Source organism: Nitrincola alkalilacustris (genome assembly GCF_008973755.1).
GTDB lineage: Bacteria > Pseudomonadota > Gammaproteobacteria > Pseudomonadales > Balneatricaceae > Nitrincola > Nitrincola alkalilacustris.
In genome coordinates this window covers 1-19,851 of sequence record NZ_WBOM01000007.1, presented here as the reverse complement: position 1 = coordinate 19,851, position 19,851 = coordinate 1, and the positions used below count along the sequence as shown (strand labels likewise).

16 protein-coding genes and 4 pseudogenes are annotated in these 19,851 nt (G+C 45.0%); 16 read left to right on the top strand and 4 right to left on the bottom strand.

Features of this window, described 5'->3' with window-relative positions:
* The first annotated feature begins 7 nt into the window (after window positions 1-7).
* Window positions 8-1,126 (top strand): cysteine desulfurase family protein, encoded by a 1,119-nt coding sequence (locus F7R27_RS13355; protein ID WP_151704768.1) that lies wholly within the window; start codon window positions 8-10, stop codon window positions 1,124-1,126.
* Here F7R27_RS13355 and F7R27_RS13350 read toward each other — a convergent pair whose 3' ends face one another.
* From F7R27_RS13350 to F7R27_RS13340, 3 genes are read right to left on the bottom strand one after another with little or no spacing between them, the layout of a single operon-like run.
* Entirely contained in the window at window positions 1,127-2,023 is an 897-nt protein-coding gene (locus F7R27_RS13350; RefSeq protein WP_206060513.1) for a phosphoadenosine phosphosulfate reductase family protein, read from the bottom strand. It lies immediately after the preceding gene.
* Between the two features lie 2 nt (window positions 2,024-2,025).
* Window positions 2,026-5,382: a hypothetical protein gene (locus F7R27_RS13345; protein WP_151704766.1), complete on the bottom strand. Its 3,357-nt coding sequence runs from the start codon at window positions 5,380-5,382 to the stop codon at window positions 2,026-2,028.
* Window positions 5,379-6,320: a DUF4007 family protein gene (locus F7R27_RS13340; RefSeq protein WP_151704765.1), complete on the bottom strand. Its 942-nt coding sequence runs from the start codon at window positions 6,318-6,320 to the stop codon at window positions 5,379-5,381. The genes F7R27_RS13345 and F7R27_RS13340 overlap by 4 nt, the downstream gene beginning before the upstream one ends.
* Before the next feature lie 645 nt (window positions 6,321-6,965).
* Here F7R27_RS13340 and F7R27_RS13335 point away from each other — a divergent pair.
* The 11 genes and pseudogenes from F7R27_RS13335 to F7R27_RS13285 form a co-directional block, all read left to right on the top strand.
* Window positions 6,966-7,076, top strand: a pseudogene (locus F7R27_RS13335) (transposase domain-containing protein); the annotation flags it as partial.
* Window positions 7,077-7,602: 526 nt separating this feature from the next.
* Window positions 7,603-9,801 carry a DEAD/DEAH box helicase family protein gene (locus tag F7R27_RS13330; protein WP_151704764.1) on the top strand — a complete coding sequence of 733 codons (2,199 nt, stop codon included), beginning with the start codon at window positions 7,603-7,605 and terminating at the stop codon, window positions 9,799-9,801.
* A 1-nt stretch (window position 9,802) separates the two neighbouring features.
* Window positions 9,803-10,024, top strand: a complete 222-nt coding sequence (locus F7R27_RS13325) for a hypothetical protein (protein WP_151704763.1) — start codon at window positions 9,803-9,805, stop codon at window positions 10,022-10,024.
* A gap of 11 nt (window positions 10,025-10,035) precedes the next feature.
* Window positions 10,036-12,147, top strand: coding sequence for an AAA family ATPase (locus tag F7R27_RS13320; protein ID WP_168927508.1), 2,112 nt, complete (start codon window positions 10,036-10,038; stop codon window positions 12,145-12,147).
* Complete coding sequence (locus tag F7R27_RS13315) at window positions 12,144-12,656, top strand: hypothetical protein (RefSeq protein ID WP_151704761.1); 513 nt, start codon at window positions 12,144-12,146, stop codon at window positions 12,654-12,656. The genes F7R27_RS13320 and F7R27_RS13315 overlap by 4 nt, the downstream gene beginning before the upstream one ends.
* Before the next feature lie 550 nt (window positions 12,657-13,206).
* Window positions 13,207-13,290: pseudogene (locus F7R27_RS19010) on the top strand (hypothetical protein); the annotation flags it as partial.
* Between the two features lie 217 nt (window positions 13,291-13,507).
* Window positions 13,508-13,765: an AbrB/MazE/SpoVT family DNA-binding domain-containing protein gene (locus F7R27_RS13305; protein ID WP_151704760.1), complete on the top strand. Its 258-nt coding sequence runs from the start codon at window positions 13,508-13,510 to the stop codon at window positions 13,763-13,765.
* Window positions 13,762-14,112 (top strand): type II toxin-antitoxin system ChpB family toxin, encoded by a 351-nt coding sequence (locus F7R27_RS13300; protein WP_151704759.1) that lies wholly within the window; start codon window positions 13,762-13,764, stop codon window positions 14,110-14,112. Before F7R27_RS13305 ends, F7R27_RS13300 begins: the two co-directional genes overlap by 4 nt.
* A 124-nt stretch (window positions 14,113-14,236) precedes the next feature.
* Window positions 14,237-15,808, top strand: coding sequence for a TnsD family Tn7-like transposition protein (locus F7R27_RS13295; protein ID WP_168927507.1), 1,572 nt, complete (start codon window positions 14,237-14,239; stop codon window positions 15,806-15,808).
* The gene (locus tag F7R27_RS13290) at window positions 15,705-17,366 is read left to right on the top strand and encodes a Tn7-like element transposition protein TnsE (RefSeq protein WP_151704757.1); all 1,662 of its coding nucleotides are present in this window, start codon (window positions 15,705-15,707) and stop codon (window positions 17,364-17,366) included. Before F7R27_RS13295 ends, F7R27_RS13290 begins: the two co-directional genes overlap by 104 nt.
* Window positions 17,367-17,831: 465 nt before the next feature.
* A complete protein-coding gene (locus F7R27_RS13285; RefSeq protein ID WP_206060512.1) occupies window positions 17,832-18,122 on the top strand; it encodes a hypothetical protein in 291 nt (96 codons plus the stop codon).
* A 161-nt stretch (window positions 18,123-18,283) separates the two neighbouring features.
* On the opposite strand, the pseudogene F7R27_RS18810 reads toward F7R27_RS13285, so the two are convergent.
* Window positions 18,284-18,403 (bottom strand): annotated as a pseudogene (locus F7R27_RS18810) (IS1595 family transposase); the annotation flags it as partial.
* A gap of 6 nt (window positions 18,404-18,409) precedes the next feature.
* Here F7R27_RS18810 and F7R27_RS18925 point away from each other — a divergent pair.
* The 4 genes and pseudogenes from F7R27_RS18925 to F7R27_RS13260 all read left to right on the top strand — a co-directional run.
* Window positions 18,410-18,541: a hypothetical protein gene (locus tag F7R27_RS18925; RefSeq protein WP_276612566.1), complete on the top strand. Its 132-nt coding sequence runs from the start codon at window positions 18,410-18,412 to the stop codon at window positions 18,539-18,541.
* Window positions 18,542-18,975: 434 nt separating this feature from the next.
* Entirely contained in the window at window positions 18,976-19,104 is a 129-nt protein-coding gene (locus F7R27_RS18920; protein WP_276612565.1) for a hypothetical protein, read from the top strand.
* A complete protein-coding gene (locus F7R27_RS13265) occupies window positions 19,104-19,304 on the top strand; it encodes a hypothetical protein (RefSeq protein WP_151704756.1) in 201 nt (66 codons plus the stop codon). The genes F7R27_RS18920 and F7R27_RS13265 overlap by 1 nt, the downstream gene beginning before the upstream one ends.
* A 116-nt stretch (window positions 19,305-19,420) precedes the next feature.
* Window positions 19,421-19,851 (top strand): annotated as a pseudogene (locus tag F7R27_RS13260) (helix-turn-helix domain-containing protein); the annotation flags it as partial.

Below are 19,851 nucleotides of genomic sequence, written 5' to 3'. Positions count from 1 at the left end.
AGATAATATGATTTACTTCGACTCAGCAGCTTCTTATCCACTACTACCTGAGGCGTTAGATGAGCTACAGCGATGCTTCAAAGAGCATCCAGCTAACCCATCCTCCGCACATCTAGCTGGAGAAGCTGCTGCCAAAAAAATAGAGGATGCCCGAGAGCTCATTGCGGATGCTATTGGCGCTTTACCCAGCGAGATCGTATTCACTAGTGGTGCTACAGAATCAAATAATCTAGCCTTAAAAAGTCATTTCTATGAGCCAGCAAGTAAAGATAAACGACACCTTGTAATCTCCAGTATTGAACACAAGTGCGTCCATGCAGTCGCAGACTATCTCCAAAGAACCGCAAACGTTAACGTATCTCTAATACATCCAAACACCAAAGGCATTGTCACACCTGAAGCTTTAGAAAGGGTATTAGAAAATGACACCAGTCTAGTGTCGGTCATGCATCTCAATAACGAGCTTGGCACAGCAAATCCGATTGAAGAGATCGGTGCGCTATGCTTTGAGCGAGGTATAAAACTGCATACGGATGCCGCGCAGAGTTTTCTCAAGCTACCAATCGACGTTGATGACATGAATTTAGACTACCTGTCGTTATCTGCGCATAAGATTGGAGGGCCTAAAGGCATTGGAGCAGTCTACATTCGTGACCGCAGAGCTAGGGATATTGAGCCAGTCATTCATGGAGCTGGACAAGAAGAGGGGTTACGCGGTGGAACGTTAGCCACCCCGCTAATTACAAGTTTTGGAGCAGCAGTTAAACACTTTCCCGCTGCCTACCGGAAGCTTCAAGCACTTCAGCTGAAAAGCCACTTGCTAAATAGACTTGAAAGTTTAGGTGTTCCTTTCCAAATAAATGGAGAGTCTATTGATTCTCTATTCTCTATTACACTACCTAATACCGACGTATCAAGACTGTTACGTGAAACAGGACGGCAGTTCATACTAGCAACAGGCTCTGCTTGTTCATCGAAAGAGATCCAGGCTTCTCACGTGCTAATAGCTATAGGTATGCAGCGTAATATGGCAGAACGAACATTGCGAATTAGCTTTCACCATACTCTCGTACCCGACAATGTGGACCGACTAGCAGAGAGCATGGCTTTTTTTACGAGACGGTAACTATTTATAGCAAGTGATACAAGCTCCTCCTCCCTCAACAAGATCATATGCCTCATCGAGATCAGTAAGAGTACAGGCGATGATATTTTCATCCTCAAGAAGAGCATTTCGACGCTTCTTTTTATTGAATCGGGCTATTTTTTTCTCATGATTTTCGCGAATTATGGCTTGACGAATCGGATCTTCCAATGTTTCCAGCGGCTCACCTTGCCCCATCCAGTAGAAGCGCTCACCGACTGTTGAATTCTCATCATCTCCTTTCTCGAAGCGCTTAGCCTCCTCGAAAAGATCAGGATGATTCTCCATTAGCTTAAGCCATTCAATTTTCTGCTGGTAAAAACAAAATGTACAGCCCGAGCGAGAGCGCCATTTATAATATTCGGGCAGATCCAACCCATTACGACGCAATATATTGACAATGTCTGACTTAACAATACCGTCTTCCCGAAACGGCATTACAGTCTCAATGGGCTTTTCTATGGCCATAAATCCTGAACGATGGGGTTCATCAGCACGAATCCCCACGTAGTTCATGATTTTGTAGCCATCTGCTATAAAACCGTCAACCCACTTTTCAAAAGGCTTGAGCTTCAGCTCTACGGTACACCAGCGATCACGCTGAGATGGGAGGTAGTTGCCATTTTTCTTTAGTAGAGAATTAAATTCTAGCTCTCCACGTCCCTCAATTCCGTTTAGCGATTTAGCATTTAATCTGTGAATATGACCAAGCTTAGCTTCAAGCCGATCAATAAAATCGTTAGTTTCAGGAAGCTCATATCCCGTATCTGTGAAGAAGTACTCCACGTTGAGGTCAGGCCGAGTCTCTTTCACATATAACGCTAACGCACTACTGTCTTTGCCACCAGACAGCCCCAAAACGTGTTTTATTTTTTCCATCACTAGGCCTCGCAACCAACTGGCTTCATCTCTTTAGCTAGCAGTTCGACTAGCACACGAATTCGCTCAGCATCTGAAAAACTTTGTAGCTGAGACTCTATTACAGATCTTACCTCAGCAAGATGAGACCCTTCCGATTTACCTTCAGAAATAAACTGTTCTAGTTCGACCGCAAGACCTTCAGTATTCTCGAAGATAAGTGACACTGGTCGTGTACTTGAGCCACCTTTTTTGGATGCTCGTGTGAATGTCTCGTATCGTTTGAACTGGATACAAAGCTCGCGGACTTTATCATACCCTGCGCTAATGCGTTCATCTGTCCAGCTTTCCTTACGCACACCCACAACTAAAGAGATGAGCTCATCAAGTGCCGCTTGTGTTGGACTAATACTCCATTGTTTGACACGTTTTGCGAAATTTTCGATCTCAGGACGGCTTGCTGTGCGAGCAACAGCATCACAACGAGCACTCAAATTCTCACCAGGCTCATCATCAAGAAGCTGCGAAACCGTCACCTTAAACTGATTTGAAAGGACGGCATCTATCTCTAGCAACCCCTTCAGCGTCTGCCGAAGACCTTTTGTGAGATCTTTCGAATCACTGAAGATAGAAGGTATGTCTTCCAGAACCAATTTAAACGGGTCTTTTGCCGAGAGCACTTTGTCACGAAACCGCTTAGTTAGACCGTCTAGATGCTCTTCACCACCAACCTGGAATAGGTTCTTACCGGAAGTGCGCTTAACCCATGATGGAAGTGCATGCACCTGTCTTACTAGCGAGCGCGCGGTTGCAAGAATCGATTCTTGATCCACAGACTCGGACGCTTGCGCAATCTGATGCACCAACAACATATCCGTTTCTGCTAGTTCGTAGAAACGCACACCTGCTTCCGCAGGGTAGCGAATAAACTTTGTTACAAGCTCTTCATCTAGTTCAGGGATATAGATCCAATCCTTGGTAGAGTCAAAGTCATAGAACGCCAGATTAGCCTCCAAAGACTTAAGTAATGCCATCGCATATAGCTTACAAAGACCTAGCGGCAAGCCAAAAGGAGGAGCCATCCAATGTTCGTATAGTTCTTTGATAACTACTAGATCACCACGCACTTTAATGAAGTCGCATCCAGCGCGCCATAGCTCGAATACGTCGCGCTCTCTAGCGGGCAAACTTTCAGGGCTCTCACACTCTAACCAACCACTGGCGAAACAAGGATTACGACCTGGTGTATGCCACCCCTTCGCCTTCAAGCAGCTTAAATAAATACCTTTTTCAGGCGGGAAGGTATCTGCCGGCAAACCAAGCTGTTCCTCTCCATCATCAAACAGCATTGCTAACATTAACTTGTTCAGCGCTGAATTTGCTGTCCCTGACAGTTTCATTCGGTTAACTAGCTCATTGTGGACAGCGGGGCACTTTGAGTAGATCTCATCTGCAACCCGGCTTACCTTCGCAGTAAGCGATACGCCATCAAGTGGTGAGCCCATATAGCGCCATTGTGCTGCCTGAAAAATTTGGTCTAAAAGTTTAGTAATCCGGAGTCTTGCAAGCTTCTCCCGGCTCTCAATCTCTGTCCTGGCAATTGGATCTCGACTCAGTTTATCTGACTCTTCCTTGGCGATCTTCTCAAGTGCAATAAGCTCAACAGTAGATTGCTCAAGTTCCTCAATGCGTTCAGGCTTAGCGATAACCACATGACGTGAGTTATCGAACTGCATACAAAGCTCGGTATACAGCTCATTAGTTGTTGGAAGCACAAAGTTAGCAAAAGACGTACCGGCTAAACCGTTAGGTATCTGAACTTGTCCGACTCCACTCACGACCTGCGTTTCCACCCAACGCATAACCCCTTTTCGATGGTAGTGAGCATTTGCAAGAATTAACTTATCGCAGTTGCAGTAGGCAACCCAGTCAAAGCCATCCTTCACACGCTCGACCCAATCAAGTATCAAACGGTTAATATCTAAATCACTAGCTCTGAAGATTTGATAGCTATTTAGATTATGCCGATAGATAACTATTGATTTAGATTCCAACAAGGCTAGTGCATCAATTACATCTGCCTCGCTAAAATCGTACTCGGGTAGCGAAACAATATAGTCAACTATGAACTGTCGGGATGCAAAAAGCTTACTACTACGCCCCACCATCGATAGCAAAGAAACAAGCTTAGTGATGAAGCTATGGACACTCTCGCCAATTGTGCTGGCACGCTCAACAGCGTCACATGCTTCTAGCCAGGTTTTACTGTCTCCGGAAGCTGAGATGACATGTCCCAGGTTGTGGTACAAATAATCCCAAAGACTATCAATACGATATAGCGTATCGAACTTATAATCAGAAAGGGTTTGCTGACTGAGGTAGTCCCTAAAGCCATATCTCTCATGTGTCGCGATAAAGCTGAATAGGCTTCGTTCGTTCTGAGAGAAGCTGCGCTTAGAAATTGGCCCGAGCAAAAGCCCAACTACGGGATCTAAGGGTAAGACACCCTCTAAAATAGATGAATTACCAATAGGGAAATGCTGCTTTACTACCTCAAGTGTATCAGTTGCATGCTCTACTAGAGCTCTATGAAGTGAGGAGTCTACTACAAACGATTTGGAGACTAGGTAAAGAGATTCCTCAATACTAGGATTGAATCCAAAGTCCTTGTAGCGGCCTTGAACTTTGCCCCACTCATTTTGTGTGCGTGTATCGCGTCCCTTTGCATAAGCCGCAAAAGACTGGTGCAAAAATCCAAGCACTACAACGTTTTCATATTCTTGGACTAGGTCAGCAAAAGACTGGAAAAAGTGTAGATCCTTACCAGCGTTTGAGAGATAGTCTAAGGCCTTGCCTAGTTCATCAACAATAATTAATACGCCATCATGACGCCTAATAGACGCTGATAAAGCCTCTTCAATCTGAACTAAGCACTCATCCTCGGAAAGTGCCTCAACGGACTCTACTTCTTGGCCCGTAGCCTTCAGTATCGAGCTAGTGATTGCGTGAACTGGAGATGTGAGTGCACAGAGGTGCTTTACAACCAACCAACCTTTTTTATAAGCGAAATTAGACTTGAACTGTGCAAGTGAACTACTGCCAGCACCCATTGCGTTAAGCGCACTCATCCGAATGGCGTCAGCTTCCGATAACAAACAACTTAGATATAAGGCAAGCGTTGACTTTCCAGAGCCGTAGGGTCCGGTAACTGTAAATGTTCGCTGCCGTGAGCCCGCGATCTCTGCCCCCAGGTTATCAATTGTCTGAAGAACCGTGCCGTGAGCAACAAAACTCTTAAGGAATTCATTTGGCTCAAAATTCGTTTCCGTAACACGAGCTGACGATTTGAATTGATTGCTGATCTGTACAGGTTGCTTCATCGCTTGTATCCCCTGTAGTAGTCATCTAATAAGTCTTTTGGATTCTCTAGGAGGGTCGCATCGATAGCGACTTGTTTCAGACCAAGAGAGTCCACCCAAACAATGCTGCCGTTTGACTCAGATACAGCTTCGTCTATCAATCGTCCCAACTCAGATTCAGAGAGCTTGAAAATTCTTCCAGGAGACAACGGCTTAGTAAGTACATCCTCAAAACTAACCTGTCGAGATTGTGACTCTGCATTAGCAAATTTGAAGTACTCAACTAGCGCAAATGTAAAGATACTGAGTGGCAGGGATGGCCTATCGTCGAGGTCGCACTGGTAAAACCCCCTACCTAAATCTTTTACGAGTCCTAACTCAGTAAGTGGCGAGGCGAAATGATCCTCGTCGACAGTTTTATTCTTTGAGGCAGTACGATGCTTCTCAGCGTAGGTAGCCAAAAAACAGTCCACATCCTTCTTGACTGTAGCTTTGTTGACAGATGCCGAGCCAGTCAAGCGGACAAGATCATCCAATAAATCATTGATAAATTTATTCTTATCGAAGTAAATACTATTCGAGTAGTTGAAAAAATACCTGTATGCCGTTAGCTGTTCATCATCAAAGCAGAGTAGAAAATGAAGCAGCCACAATGTACCTACGTCCTCAAGATAGGGGTCTAAGCCAGTCTGTGGATCGAAGATATAGTTACCGAGTGACGTTACCGCTTGTACTGATGAACGATTAACCAGACGAGTTTCAACAACCTTAGAGACTTCTGCCCAGTATCTGATAGCATTCACCATATTCTTGCCCACACCCAATATTTCTATCGTGCGAGAAGCCTGATCACTATCAGATACAGAGAGTAATTCATTGTTTTTAATGATATCTATAGCTTTGAACAACCATCCGTGACGCAACGGAAAGGTATCATGCCCGGTAAATCTTGGTTTCATACATTGTTCCACTTCAATCCTGGAGACATCCTCCAGAATTGAAGTGTACTGTATTTTTATTCACTAGTGAAAGTGAGGCCAGCTCATTTTTCGAACCTAGAATGTTGGAAGTAACGCCAGATCGCCGCAAATGCTTTCAGCTGCGAATACTTACTATTTAGGAGTGTAATTACAGTGATCAACTGAAAACTGAAAGCCCCGCTAAACCAATACTCTTTCCTTAAGCGAATCTGCACCACTTTTTCATGAACATTCTAGCTCAGTACTCCTAGGCAACAGCAATGCATGTCAGCCTTTGCAATACGCTCTAGCTGACTCTTTGAAGCCAGCTGTATAGGAATTGCTTTTCTTCTGACTCATGTCACATCATTTGCAGGTAGGTGACCTTACTTGAAGCTGTGACCGGGACACTGTTCCCAGGTCACACAACGGAGCGGGAAAGTACCTAGTGGCAGCGTCTCTGCGAAAGTGCTGGGTTACACAGTCTGAAATGCTAGGAGGCTCTGACCTGCTACTGGGTGATGGCGCTATATCTATCAACAGTATCTGGTAGCAAGCTCTAACCGGCCTTGGGCACCAGGATGTTCTAACAGGCTCATTACACAGTGGCCGGCTGTAGAAGCTGTGATGATATTAATCTAGTCACCTTCTGCATATCTGAAAGATGTATTGAGCCGGCTACCGACACAGAGAAACACAGACATCGCTGAGCTGCTACCCTATAACTGGCAATCAACTAATGCTGACAAAGGGTAATGTCCGGACAGTGACTCCTGAACAACCGATAGAGTAGGTAATATCCACAATATTTACCCATTCTGGCTAAGTTGTTTTATCATGTGGCGTTACTTAGGGCTTAGCATGCCATCTCTCCTTTGAGCTTTAGTAACCTTGAAGGAAAGACTCTGGGGGGCAAGAGAAAAGCCTATGCTGATGATTTAGAGACTTTTGCATTGTTGCGTGTAATCGGGAAGAGGCGCCAACATACGTCTAGAAGAGCGCCTACAAGAGCGCCTACTGACCAAGCAGATGAGTACCAAATTTGACAATATCTCATTAATTAAAGCAGGATCTAAACTCACACTTTTGAGCTCTATGATAATGAACGTACCCATCAGAGACAAAAGTGCTATGGCAGAATGCCAAGTGAAACCTATCATGGTGGGCAACAGGTCTCGAAGGGAACATTCGTAAGCTGAATCAGACATGACAGTAGTCATCCTACACCACCCGCTGTCAGATCGAGATCTAGACTAATACAGATAAGGGAGTTTGCTGCTAGATGGACGATTTTACGGACTTACAATTGCCGCTCGATGGGGAGTATAGTTCAGACGATGGACCAATCCCTATTGACTTCTTCCTAAGTGTGCTACCTTACTCGCGTGAAGTCTACCTGAAACTTGGATACTTTAGCTCCTCGGCAATTCAGGTGTTGGCTTACGGATTCGCACAATTCGTAGCTAATGGCGGTTCTATGTCAATTGCGACTAATCACTTTCTCTATGAAAGAGATTTGGGTTTGCTACAGGATAGAAGTAATGATACTTCCGAGCTACCGAGTGGTAAGCAGCTTCATGATCCAGAATGGATTTATGAGCAGCTAACAGATCCTGGTCGGCACTTTCTCGATTGCCTAAAGTCTTTAGCAAAGGCCGGGCGGCTAACTATAGTGCCGGTAATGCTTAAGCCTGCAAGGATGGTGCACTACAAAGAAGGGGTATTTATAGATAAATTCGAAAACACGATAACTTTTACGGGTAGCTGTAACTTCACAGGAAATGGGTTGACCGAAAATGGCGAGTCCCTTTCCATTGCGAGATCATGGCTCAGTCAGTCAGATGAGGACAGATGCAATAAGAGGCTAAAGAATATTGCTTCCATAACTAACAAGGAAAATGATGCTTATACTTATCTGTCACCTGAGCAAGTTCTTGATGCAGCGTTGAGCTTAGGAAAGGAGCGGACGGTTGAAGAGTTACTTGAGCAAGAGCGTAGCTTAATACAGTCGGATCATTTGCTGCTCAATCCTATCTTGCGAAAGCATGAAAAGAGACTCGAAGAAGCGATCACTGTGTATCGTACCAGTCCAAGATTTCCATATACACAAGGCCCACGGGGATATCAATCCGAGGCTTATCAAGCTTGGTTGAAAAACGGTTCCTGTGGTATCTTTGCGATGGCTACTGGTACAGGGAAAACTATCACATCTCTTAATTGCCTTTTAAGAAACTATCAAGAATATGGTTTTTATCAAGCTGTCATCCTAGTTCCAACAAAAGCGCTGATCGTTCAATGGCAGTCAGAAGTTGCGGCTTTTAACTTTACCAACGTTTTCTCTGCGTACTCAGGAAATTCAAACTGGCCAGATGAGATAGGCCTGCTGAATACAAGCCTTTCTTTTGATTCAACGACTTCTTTTGTTCTGATATCTACATACGATACTTTTACATCTGAAAAGCTGTTAAAGCAAGTAGCTAAGTTCCCTAATACAACGCTGCTTATTGCTGATGAAGCTCACAACTTCGGACGGGATAGCATCAAAAAGAATTTGGAAATATTTCCTTTCGAAAAAAGACTAGCACTATCTGCTACCCCTAAAAGGAGGTTCGACGAAGAAGGGAATAAATTGATTGAGGAGTACTTTCGCGACTCAGAGCCATACGTTTATTCTTTTTCCATGGAGCGCGCAATAGACGAAGGAGTCTTGTGTCGCTATAGTTACTTTCCTCACATTGTCGAATTAACTCCAGAAGAGATGGCGCTATATGCAGAGATATCTGCAAAGCTGTCAAGGCTATTCAATCACAATGAAGGTACATTCTTCAACCCTGAGTTTGCAAAAATACTTTTGCTAGAGCGTAGAAGGGTCATTCATAAAGCAGTTAACAAACTGAATGCATTCAGCGAAATTATTGAAAACCTTGAGAAAAAAAATAAGCTTTCTTATTGTTTCGTTTATGCACCTGAGGGAGAGAATGCAGATGGGGTTAATCTTTTGATGTTATACATGAAAGCATTTAAAGAGAAGGCTCCTAATAGAAAAGCACATCATTACACATCTGAAACCGAAAATCGCGATGAAGTAATGAGCCAATTTGAGAACGAAAATATAGACACTTTATTTTCTATGAAATGTTTAGATGAGGGAGTTGATATACCTCGCGCTGAGACTGCAGTTTTTTGCTCAAGTACAGGAAATCCTCGGCAGTTTATCCAAAGGCGTGGACGTGTATTGCGACAACATCCTGATAAAGTCCACGCTGTCATTCACGATCTAATCGTAACACCAGATACAAATGGAATGAGCAATATAGATCAGGCGCTAGAGAATAAGTTAATAAGTGATGAGCTTTTGCGGGTCGTTTATTTTGCATCATTATCAAAAAACTACTACGATGTAATGAATTCGCTCACACAAGTTGCTGAGCGATACAATCTAAACATTTATGCACTTCAAAAAGAGTTAGCGGAGCAGTAACATGACTAAGAGAGACGATATGCTCAACAAGTTTCTTACAAATCCACTTACGCTTGAAATATGCAATCTTACTGCTGAAGAGTTAAGTAATGTATCTTTTTCGACAAAAACAAATGACCCGGTAATTGATGCATTAAAGCGTATGATTATAAGCTCAGTCGAAGAGCAGTCCCCAACTTCAACCATAAAGGCAGTAAACACAGTTTTGAAAAGTTATAGTTGAGGAGCAAGACATTGATTATAAACGGAATAAGTTTAAAAAATTTCCAGTGTTATTATGGTGAGCACCACGATAACAAAATGGATTTTTCTAGCGGCGTTAACTTAATTATAGGCAATAATGGTGGAGGAAAATCAAAGTTATTTGATGCATTTTACTGGGTGATATACAACCAGATTTTTCAATCTGATACGAGAGTATTTATTCCTACATCACAATATAAGGAAAAAATAATTTCAGACAAAGCTAAGTCTTTGACACAAGATGACAGTACAGCTAGAGCTGAAGTCACCTTACATGTAATCGATAGTCAGGAACGCGAATTTAGAATTACACGAATATACAAGGCTAAAAAAATCTCTGAGCGAGAGTGGTTAGGAAATAGAGATTCAGAGCTTTTAATTGAAGAGATAAAGAATAGTACTCCTCAAATTGTACGGTCTCATAATCACGAAAATATTCTCTCAAGAGTAATTCCAGGCCACTTAAAACCTTACATGTGGTTTCAGGGTGAGCAAGTTGATAGTTTGATGAATTTGTCTAACAAGTCTGCCTTGATGCAAACGATCAATTTACTTTCCGATATTAGCGACTATGATAAGCTTATCGAAATAGCAAAATCCGGGGCATTGAAAGCTAATAAAGATCTTAGTAAAGCGCGGAAAGATACAAGCAATAATCAAGCGGAGTCCGAACGACTGGCGCGACAAGAATCTGTTCATCGCACTGAAATACTAGGACTAGAGCGCGACATTGCAGACTACAAATTAGCAGTTCAAAGTGCTAAAGAGGGTGTTGAGCGATTAGTTGGTCAGCTCTCTGATGCAGAAAGAAAAATTCAGCTCAAACAAAAAAGGGATGCGGCAGAATCAGAGCGTAAAAAAGCTGAGGCTATTCTTGATCAACGTGTAAAAGCCTTAAATGGAAAGTTATTCAGTGATCTTTGGCTATTGAGAAATGTAGAGCCTTTCACTGAAAAATTCATTAGTAAATACAAAGAATACCATAACCAACATGGAGAAACGTTGACAGCTCTTAAGCTAACTAAACACAGGCTGCCTGTTGATATGCCACGCCCTGTTCATGTACAAGATATGCTAGATGCTCATGAGTGTTTCGTGTGTGGGCGCGAAGCGGCTGATGGTTCTGAAGCCTTCGAGCGTATAAAGTCACTTTTAAACCGAGAAAAACCGAACGTTAAGGATGCTTTCATAAACGATTGTAGTAAACTCTTTGAAACTCTGTATGAAAATACATTAGAACTCCGGCATTCAGTTAAAAAACTGAAAGAGAATATCCCTGAAGAATTCAAAAATATATATTCTCTACGTTCTAGCGTTAAATCAGCTAGTGAGACCGTGAAGTCGATTGACCAAGAGTTCGAAGAGCTTTTGAAAGATGATAGCTCTGATAATATTGTTGCTGAATTCAGACAGCATGAAGCGAATCGTACTAGGTATGAAAACTTACTCAAAGTTGCTGAGGCTAAGCTTCGAGATGTAAATATGGGCCTCGTAGATGCCCTTAATGAGCAAGCAAAACTATCTAAAGGAAAGGTCGATGCTTCTGTTGAACTAGCAGCTGAAGTTTGGGGTGCTTTACAACGTCTTACCTGCTCAACAAAAGAGTTCGTTTTTTCAGAGCTTGTTGCTGAACTTGAGAACTCTGCAAACAAGATATTTACAGAAATGACGGCACGTAATCGTTCTATAACCGGTAGGCTATGCTTGAATATTGTGTCTGACGAGATGGTGCGAGCTGAGATTGTTGATGGTGAGGGGTTTGCACTATCCGGCTCAAACGATTCGAATATCATTCTAGTAAAGCTCTCTTTGATGATGGCAATACTCAAATCTAAAGTGCTTTGGAGTAAGAATTACTCTATGGTGACTGATGCACCCACTTCGAAAATGGCTTCTGAGTATTCACAAGGCTTCTATGATGCTTTGAGTAATAATTTCACACAGTCAATTGTTATGACATACGACTTTCTCAATGACAGTGATATAAAAAAGTTGGAAGGTGTTAAGCTCGGTAAAATTTATAGACTCGATCCACAATACCCAGGTGGAAATCGTGAGGATCGAAGTGATCTATCAGTAAGAATTAACGAGGTTTTTGTATGAATATAGTAGAGAGTAAAATCTATAAGATGCGTCCTGGTTATCTCTCTAAATTTGACAGTCTTGTCAAAAGGTTCGCTCAGTTTGGAGGTGGTGCCGAAGAAAACAAATACATTGAAGGACATGGATTCTCAAGTGCATACCAGTTTTATACTTTTGCTTTTTTTATAGGGCTTTATGCAAACAGCCCTTTAGATTTATCACCCGATGATAAGTTAGTAGATTTTTGGGAAATTGAAAACTGGAAACCTCGACCCCTTATTAATCAGCTAATATCTTGTGCTTTAGCGGAGTCTGACTTCGATATGGTTGGCGTCGAGAATTTTGATGAATCGATGGTTACTCAAGAGGTGAAAAAAATTCGGATGACTATTGAACGATTTGCGAACGGAGGTTTTGAAATTATTCAAAATTCTATAGACGAGAATCCTGATGAAGTAGCAAATGATGATTTTTTTGTCAAAATGCTATCAAACGGTTCTGCTCACAGCACATCTAGCATAACTAGCTGAAAGAAGGAGGGTTATCTATTTTGATGGACGGTGACGAAACCAGTATCAATACAACTCACAGGTAACCCTTGATGCCATGCTAGAGCAGGCCTTATCGGTAAATATCGTTTAACACTATTGTTTCTGATGATGAAAGACCAATGGGGTGCTCTCATTCAATGATCGAATAACCCTAAATTCGTATTTGGTCAACGCCCCCAAGCGTACCGACTATTTAGTTCTGCATGTGCTTTTTCCATCGAAGAGCATAACCACTACATGTATCTCTATTAGTTTATGAGTCAGGTCATTCCACTGTGGGGAAAGACTAGGAATGCTTTGGATGGGATTCCCCTGCCCCTGCTGAGCCGGGTATTTGCGTGTAGCGACAAACTCGTTGCTTAACTGATCTATTGCTACCCGTACCTGTGACAGCAGGCCAAGCAAGTACTCCTCTGCCAGTACCATTTTCAGGGCAGTTGAACTATCCAGGGCAGGCAAACTACTTTTGAATGAAGGGTCAAACGACCGACGATAGGGCTTACGATCTTGAAAACTACCGCGCTACGAGAACGGCAAGACAAAGCCGCCGCTGGCTCTGGTCAATCTGCTGGATCGTCACCCCGATCTGCTCAACGAAGTTAGAACCTTCTGACGAAAGGAAACCTATCGGTTCCTGACAGTTGAGGCGGTGTAAATCTGGCTACTTGCCGGTTACTGCTCGTGATGTTGGAAGCGTCGCCCGCCAGGGCGGTGAGCAGTCATTCAATATGGCCCGGCGTCAAGCCCGTCAAACAAATGTTATAACAGGGTTGCAACACTGCCCATCAGCGATACTATGTTCATACAGCGTTATAACATTCGAGGTTAAAATGAGAACCACGATTCGAAAAATCGGCAACAGCGCGGGAGTAATCCTGCCAGCCGCAATTCGCGAAAAGCTGCACTTGAACGAAGGTGATAGTGTCGAGATTGATGTTCAGGGTGGTCAAATCGTTATCAAACCCTGCAAGGTTAAACCCAAGTACAAGCTCAGCGAACTGGTAGCGCAGTGCGACGAAAATGCACCCTACCCTGATAAGTTGCGTGAATGGGATGAAGCTCCAGCAGTTGGTCAGGAGGCTCTGTGAAGCGTCCTGTATTCCAGCGTGGCGATATTGTTCGCGTCAGCTTAGATCCAACCGTAGGGCGCGAACAGCAACTCGATTTTCGTCCCTGTCTGGTGATCTCGCCGGTCGAGTTCAACAAGCTCGGAACAGCTCTTGTTGCTCCTATAACTCAGGGCGGGAATTTTGCTCGGTTTCAAGGTTTCGCGGTGTCCCTGACTGGAGCCAGAACCGAAACACAGGGCGTTGTTCTTGTTAACGCAGTCAGATCTCTTGATCTTCATGGGCGGGGCGCAAAGAAGGTTGAGCGAGTGCCAGAGGAAATTATTGATGAAGTTCTGGCTCGCCTGGCAGCAATATTAGAAGACTGAATTCTCTCTATTTAAATGGGACTAATATGTAAAAATTGAGGAATCGATTGCTCTAACTCGCTGGGTTTCAGCGGACAATCGTGAGCTATGTCCTATGATAGTACTATCAAAGCAGGATGTGGTGATGATTCAACAATTCCCAATAGCCCATGAGGACGAGCTGCTTGGCAGTGTTATTGCCCGGTTCATCTATCGACAAGGTATCAAAGACGATAAGGTTGCCATTCAGCAACTGTTTGGCTCACGACTAATTACCTCTTCAGCCCTGTTCCAGGGGCACATTAACCAGCTATTGGGTCGTGTTGGGCACTTATGGAATGTCAGCCCACGTAGTGTAGTTGAGAAGCATACACTTCTGCCCCTTTTCAGGCCGTTCGTTGGTCGTCGTAGGTACGAGCAGCTTGTGGGTAACCTGGTAGGCAGGGCTGCTAATTGCATCCTGCTCAGGTCTGGTGTGAATGCATCAAGAGTAAAATGGCCTGATCTCTACAAAATTTGTCCTATCTGTTGGCAAGAGCAGCATCGTGAGCATGGGTATAGTTATTGGCAACGTCTCTTTCAATGTGCCGGTATAGAGTGCTGTCCAAAGCATCAATGCCTGTTGTTGGAGACAGATTTATCATTACACTCTATACATCAGCACCGATTTGTTGGTGCTCAGTTGCTTTTGCAACCAAGGCCGTTGGTGGTCAGGAGCGCTAGTAGTAAACAGTTGGTATTAGCCAAACGATGTCAGGAGTTGCTTACCTCGATATGTCTTTCTCCTGACTTCTCTTTGCATGATAACTGGACACACTTTTACCATCGGCAGGCGGCAGAGAAGGGATTCACACAAGGTAACTCGGTAAGGCACGCAGATATCACAGAAGTGATTCTCAGCTATTGGGGAACTGATTGGTTAGAAAAGTACGGGTTGGGCCTGAATAAAGATGAGCATTGGTTGAAAGGAATATTCCGAAAACATAGGCGCCCATATAGCTACCTTGAACACCTTGTGTGCTGGTGTGCTTTAGCGCCTGATCATGAAAGTACTGAGGCTATTATCAGGCGAGCTTCGAAACGGGGCAATGTATCACGTTTTACCCTGGCAGATGTTCCACATAAGGATGGCTCAAAATGCAGTGAGTATCGTCGAGGATGGCGTGAGCTAGTGAGTCAGTGTTCTTCATTAAAAAGCATCAGGGCTCAGCGGGAGGGCGCTAGGGTATATATCTGGTTGTATAAACATGATCGCAGTTGGCTGAAGGAAAACCTTCCACCCAGACTGAAAGTTTCAAGAGGGATGAGGGTGGACTGGGCAAGGCGTGATCGGTCTTTGGTTCGCGAGATGATCAAGCTTGAACGATCATATCAATCTGATTGTGCTGGGCCAAGGCGATCAAAGTCCTGGTATGGCAATCAACTGAATTGCTCCAGCTTGTTTGATAAAAAATTGGCCTTGTTACCTTTGTGCGCTACATTCTTGATCCGCTATTCAGAAACCGTTGAAGAGTATCAAGCAAGGCGCTTGGCACATACTATGATCAAGTTGATTGAAGAAGGAAGACAGTGGGTTCCAACATATGAAATCGAGCGCATGGCTGGCATCCGCAATGAAACATGCCGAGCAGCTGCTAGAAAAATTCTCCGAGATGAAGTCAAACATTGGCAGCACTCTGAAAAAATTTCCTGCAGGAGTCTCCCTCAGAGAAGTTGATGGGCTCACTCAAAAAAAGTCCATTTTTGGAAATAAGATACTGATCAGTGTACATTTTGATGGGCAACCAGTAAGTGCAGTGCCTGTGGCGCTGATACCATCTCTTGTTGTGGGAGGGCAGTATGAGAGCGCAAAGCTGATACCGCCACGCCATTCATGTGAGCGTACAGTCGTAATTTCTACCCCCCCTACCTTCTATCAGGATCAGCAATCGGGTGCTCATTGGATCTGCTTGCAGGGCGAGGATGGCACTTTGGTCAAGGTCCGACATCTGGAGCTGGCGAGAGTCCTGTTTCTACGTGATAGTCACATTACCCGGACAGCGTTCCGACCTGATGGACTGGCAGGGTTGGCTACGGTAACGAAAGAAAATGGTTTGAGCCAAATACGTTTTCATCTATTGGCAGATTACCCTCCTTCAAATCTGCGTACTCGCAGTAGCCGGGCTCATATAGCATGGTTACTGCTAGATGATGATGCTCGAAAAAGTTTCAGCTCAATTTATTCACTCTGGCAAGAAAGCCGCGAAGACTACTGGCTCTTCAATTTTATCCCACCCAACTTGATTGGTTGGAAGGTAAGTGGAGCCGGTCAGTTAAAAGATGAGCATGGCAGAAATGTTCTGTATGCGGATGAGATTACCAGTATCCACAATCCCCGCTTTGTGCCGCCTGAACAAGTGATGATATTTCACCCTCGATATAGTATTCGTAAGCCAGTCGGTTCTGGTAACGGTAAGAGTGCTGTTATCCCACCCTCAGATCCTGATCCTGAGCTGAACTTGCATGGAGTTCCAAAACTCGGCAAGCGCTTGAATCGAATTGAGAATGAGGGGGGTACATTTACCTTTGGCCGTGTAGTGAATACAGAGCTTGTTGACGGAAAAAGTGTCCCTCAGACCTCTGCGAGAGTAGATCATGATCAACCTGTAAAGAAGGAGGAGACTTCAGTCGGCCATGCTCAGCAGGATGGCATGGGGCTGGAGTTAGATCTTGGAGTGAGAGTTGATGATGGGGAGGATGAGGTACCAACAGAGCTACGTGAGGTGGCACCCACCGATAAATTCAACACCTTTAAACGAGTAGTCGAGCGGCTGGGCCAGGAATCAAATTTCCAGTGCGAGCACACTCACTGTTATGAGTTACCCTCTCCAAGAAGTGGTAGCCAGGCTGCGTATAGAACCACCACATCCCATCGAGTACTTTGCTTTGTTGCAATTGTTTACTACAAGGAGCTGCCCTTTATTTTTATTGAAATTGATACTGAACGCATGGAAAAGCCTAAGGCCCTATCGACACTGATGGTAGGTTTTGAAGAGGACAGTAAATTGGGAGTCCGTAGGATTTTGCAGTCATGTTCAGACCATGGTGTAAGGTGGAGCAGAGAGGAAATCAAGGGATTAAGCAGCTTTGCAATTTATTGTAAGCACCCGACGAGAACGAAAAAAAGAGGTCTAGGCAATGTGGTGCGAGAAGAGGACGAGTACCTTGGTGCATGGTATCAAGCCCTGAAGAAGCAGATTCAAACCAACTACCTGCGGCTTAATAGAAAGCCGTAAGTGGAGAGCTGGCTTTTTGTCAGGAGAGAGCTAGGATAGTACTGATGACGGTCATCAAGAGTTGATGGTTTATCTAGTCCGCTGACCGTCAGCATAGACCGAGAGTAACACTGGAAAAAAGCCTCATTGCTTTTGAATGTACACGGACAGTAATAAAAGAACGCTGTTCGAGTATCTATTGTGGAGGCATTTTGGGCCGTTTTACTCAGAAAGGCGATGTTTACCTGAGTGCAAAAGAGGTGGCACTTTTGTTGAAGGTTCGTGAGGGTCAAGTGTTGTATGCACTGCAAACCACTCAGAAGATCGGGAATGTGGTATTGCCAACCCCCCGTACAATCAATGGCAGCTGCTACTTTCTATATAGTGAGGTAAATGCTGCCATCAAAGAGTCGACCTGATGCACCTTGGTGCTTCAATGTATTGACCTGACTGTTTGCTCAGGCCACAGATTGCAAGGTGTAGATGATGATTGATCGAATTATGGGAACAACAGAGGCGTGGGAGACCGGCCGGTTGGGTCAAGATGAGCAATATGCTCAAGTTGCGGATATTGATACATCCGAGCTGGATGCAGCGCTGGGGTTACAGCCCATTACGCTGCGGATGAGTCAGGACCTGATTGCCGACTTGGAGGATCTCGCTGTTCTGCATGGTTTGAAAGGGTCTCAGCCTCTCATCAGAAGGGTGCTTTCTGATTATGTACTTGAGGAGAAGGGGCGGCTTCAGAACGTTAGTGCAGACGAAAGTGATGATTGAACGGCTCACCCATTAATCTGTAGGACCTGATCTTTCTTAAAGCTCGATGGTTTCATTTCGTGGTTATGAGAAGCGCTCGACACTGCATTTTTTCATGCTCAATTAGCCAGCGTTTACGTGCTAAACGTAACCGTCTGGACATTACACCTTGTCAGCAGTAGCTGGTCATCCGCTTCCTTCATCGCCTGGAGAGGCTTGTGTTTCACCATCCAAGCGGTGCCATAGTTCACACCCAATTGGCGCTTCAATTCCATCGCCGAGATGCCTGTTTTGCTTTGGGTCGACTGATGCAGCAGCTGATTGCAGCACTCTTGGACGACTTTTCAGCCGGCAATGCGCATCTTGTTGCCAAACTCATGGCAAACAAAACCCAGTGGGTAGAGCCAAGCCAGCAGCGTTTGCAATTCTTGAAGCGCTGAATCAGTGGCTGTTGCCAGATCAGTAAGAAGGGGCTAACTTATCACTAGGTATTACCATGTGATGAGAAGCCCACTATGGCAACATCTCTCAAGATCGATGACACGCTGAAAAATCGCGTCCAGCACCTCGGCAGCCAGCGCGGCCGCTCGTCGTACTGGATCATGCTCGAAGCCATCCAGCAGTACACGTCGAGCGCGAGTAAGTCTTGGCCTCCTGAACGGCCAGGAAGTGCGCACGTGCTTGAACACTTGGGGCACCGATGACGAAAGGGCGGTGCCTGCGCGCCATAAGTAATTGTCACCGAAGGCGCAGCGGAGGGATTGAAACAGTGCCGGCGGTTCCTGGCCGTCAAGGCCCCGGAAGCAGTCAGGCCATCGAGCGGCAATTCTTGCTGCTGGGAACATCCCCCAACATTGTCCGGCAGTTTCCTGAAATGCCCGAGCTGCGCGAGTTGGTGATTGCCTTCTGGGACTCCGGTTATGTGGCCCTGTGCCGCCACGAGCTGGCCGACGATGTGGTGTATGTTCTGACCTTCCGACACCTGAAAGAGGCGAGCTACTAATGAAGAACTCGCGCCTTGAACGTTTGCGCCGCAAGATGCGTGAATACCACCGGCACCACCCATGGAGACTCGATGGCGGCTTGTTCATTCCTCATGAGTATCCAGAGGCCGAAGTAAAACCGCTCTCTTGGTGGGACGACGTTGGATTCATTCTCAACGGTCGCCGCGTGATCGTGAGGTGGCTGTTAATGGCCAACTAAACTGACCCACCTCTGGCCATTAATTTTGACCCACCCTCAGGGTGGCTTTGGCCACCAAAACCAGTACTTTCCCCTCATGATGACGAACAAGGGGAAGGGTTTTGAAGGAGTGGGTTGTGATTCATAAAATCAAAGCACTGCACGATAGCGGCCAGGGACTTTCGGTCCGAGCCATCAGCAAACAGCTATCGATCTCTCGCAATACCGTACGTAAATACCTGCGCTTATCCGAAGAGGTTATTCAGGCGCAGCAGTCTGATCCTTGCCGTACTAAAAAGCTGGATGAGTACCGCAGCTATCTGGTGTATCTGTTGGGCGAGTTTCCTGAACTCAGTGCGGTTAAAGTGGCCCGTAAACTGCGCACCAAGTATGGTTCCATTCCAGCGTCGGATCGTAGCTTACGACGCTATATCCAGCAGTTGCGCCAAGAGGTGTCGATTGCTCAGGTGCGCTACTTTGAGCCCATCATTGATGATGTACCCGGTGTTCAGTGTCAGGTTGATCCTGGCGAGCTGCGTGGGGTTCGGGTGGGTGATCAGGAGGTCAC